Origin of the sequence: Candidatus Protofrankia californiensis (assembly GCF_900634765.1) — a bacterium.
In the GTDB taxonomy this organism is placed as follows: domain Bacteria; phylum Actinomycetota; class Actinomycetes; order Frankiales; family Frankiaceae; genus Protofrankia; species Protofrankia californiensis.
Genome location: NZ_CAAAFT010000110.1, coordinates 7,338 through 9,778, shown reverse-complemented (window position 1 = coordinate 9,778; position 2,441 = coordinate 7,338). Strand labels below are relative to the sequence as shown.

General features: G+C 65.0%; 4 protein-coding genes. All 4 read left to right on the top strand.

Translation table 11 applies throughout. The annotated features are described in order from the left end of the window. Positions 1-241 precede the first annotated feature (241 nt). The 4 genes from DD1DGNOD_RS06660 to DD1DGNOD_RS06645 all read left to right on the top strand — a co-directional run bounded on the left by DD1DGNOD_RS06660 (position 242) and on the right by DD1DGNOD_RS06645 (position 1,837). On the top strand, positions 242-433 hold the full coding sequence (locus tag DD1DGNOD_RS06660) for a hypothetical protein (RefSeq protein ID WP_131765715.1): 192 nt from the start codon (positions 242-244) through the stop codon (positions 431-433). Positions 434-502: 69 nt separating this feature from the next. After that, complete coding sequence (locus tag DD1DGNOD_RS06655) at positions 503-793, top strand: hypothetical protein (RefSeq protein WP_131765785.1); 291 nt, start codon at positions 503-505, stop codon at positions 791-793. A gap of 46 nt (positions 794-839) precedes the next feature. Continuing rightward, entirely contained in the window at positions 840-989 is a 150-nt protein-coding gene (locus DD1DGNOD_RS06650; RefSeq protein WP_131765714.1) for a transposase family protein, read from the top strand. A gap of 212 nt (positions 990-1,201) precedes the next feature. Next, on the top strand, positions 1,202-1,837 hold the full coding sequence (locus tag DD1DGNOD_RS06645) for a transposase family protein (RefSeq protein ID WP_131769680.1): 636 nt from the start codon (positions 1,202-1,204) through the stop codon (positions 1,835-1,837). Positions 1,838-2,441 lie beyond the last annotated feature (604 nt).

Below are 2,441 nucleotides of genomic sequence, written 5' to 3'. Positions count from 1 at the left end.
TCGACACGGTCAGTGTCCAAACAACTTCCCGATCGCCGCCACGCGGGCCTACGGTGCGCCAAAATGATCTCCGAACCGTCCCACGGGCCGCTATCGTGCGGCTCGGGCGGTGGTGGGAGCAGCTGTCATGACGATCATGAGAACTGATGGCGTCTCTGCTCACCTCCGCGCATCAGATTGCATCAACCTGCGGTACCGTTTGGTCGTAAGCTTGGTCGGATTGAGGCAGGAGGAGTCCGGTATGGATGAGTCCGAGCTGCCACCGATCCTCGCCGACGCCGAGGAGATCGACGCGGATCCCGAGACCGAGCAGGCCATTGATGAGGCGCTCGAAGATTACGCCGCAGGCCGGTTCATCCGCTGCTACGGCGAGGACGAGTTCGACGCGCTCCTCGCCTCACTGGCCGCACACCCGCACCCTCGGGCCAGCTGACCGCATCCGCATATCCGCGGACGAGCGAGTCGGCATCGAACAGTTGTTCAGGTCGCCTATCGTGTGCACATGCCGACCTTCGACGCCGTCGCGAGGTTCCTCGCGGAGTACTCGCGACTGAGTCCTGCGGAGCGTGCCGCGTTCGACCGGGCGCGTCGGCTGTTCGTCCAGGCCCTACGTGAGGGCCGCAAGGATCCCCGGCTCCGCACAAAGCCCTTCAGGAAGAAGCCGGGCGTCTGGGAGCTGACATGGGCGCCCGACGGCCGGGCGCTATGGATGTACGGCGACCCGGTCCCCGGCAAGCCCGGCCCACACATCATCTGGCTCCGCGTCGGCACCCACGACATCTTCGAGCGGTAGCAACCCTGCGCACGTCTGTCGTCGCGGGGTCTGCGGCGGAAGACTTTTGTTCGACGCTGGTCAACACGGTCTGATATTCAGCAGGTGTCAGCGGTGGTTTCGCTCTGGCGCCCGTGACCAGGCCCTGCTCGTGCTGGCGCACCTGCGCAACGGCGACACCTACGAACAGCTCACCGAAGGCTTCGAGGTGGGGTAGCCACCGCGCACCGCTACGTCCGCGAGGCCGTCACGCTGCTCGCCAAGGCCGGCCGGAGCCTGACCGCGGCGCTGTGGATGCTCGCCTGAACCCACAACAACTTCGCGATCCTCGATCGCACCGTCGTGCGCAGATAGGGACCGCATCCGCGCGCGCAACCGGCTCTACTACTCGGGCAAACACACAAGCACCACGGGGTCAACCTCCAGGGGCTGACCGGTCCCGACGGCCGGCTCATCTGGATCTCCGACGGGCTCCCCGGCGCCACCCACGACATCACCGCCGCCCGCCACCACAACGTCTTCGGACTCATCAGCCGCGCCGGCCTATACCTGTCCGTCGACAAGGGCTACGTCGGCGGCGAAACCGACCTGCTGCTCGCTCCGTACAAGGGCCGCGACCTACCCGACCGCTACCAGGATGCCAACCGTGACCAGACGAAGATCAGAGCCAACGGCAGGCGTAGTTTCGCGACCTTCAAGAACTGGCACATCTTCGACCGGTTCCGCGGCTGCCCCCGCAACGTCGGCTCATTCGCTCAGGCCATGTTCGTATTGGAGAACGAAGGCCGGGAAAAACCAAGATGGAAAAAGCTCTGTGTACCAAATACTGCAGGTACCAATAAGCCCAGCCGGCCCCTACATCCGGCACAGTTTATAACACCCGACTCGACGAGTGCAGATCAACTGCAGGCGCAGGTGGAGCGGCCGTCAAGTCGGATTGGGCGGGCCTGGCCTGAACCCGGGCACACCGCCACCGTCCGGGGCGACGACTGCGCCGCCTGGTGTATCGCCTCCACGAACCCCGACCCCGGGTCGAAATCCCACGCCTGGATCAGTGTCCGGTAGCCGGCGGGCTTCCAGCGTCCAGGCGATCCACTCCGCCCACGGCCGATCCACCCCGGTGTAGGACACGAAGAAGTCCAGGTTGCCGCCCGTACCACCCCCGCCGGTCACCCTGGAAGTGTCCCACCACGACCCACCGCACCGGACCATACCGGTACAGCCTTCACCAGCCTCCGTGCAGCCAAGCCGGTCCCATGGAGCAGGCTCTGGATGACCGGCGGATTTCCAAAGAAGTCGATCCTCACGTCAACATCGCCTGGGTGATGTGCGCGCACTGCTCCGGCCGGGGTTTCCCATGGCCGATCATCGCTTGCTCTCAGCTCACACAACATATTTTGATCAGGTCCGGGAGTCGTCGACGCGCTGACACAGCCATAACCGCAGCACAAGGATGGTTTGTCGCTGTTCAGCTGACGCGGAGCGTGGTGTCGGCCGGTGTTCGAACGTCCGTGCCGTCGATGCCAGATGCGGTTACGATGTTGGTGTGACTGAGATGCCGCTTCCCGAGGGCGAACAGCTGACCCAGGTGGCCCGCGACACTGCTGTGTCAGGGCAGGTTGTGTACCTGACCGACCGGGGCCAGCGGCTGGCCGCGATCGTCCCGGCC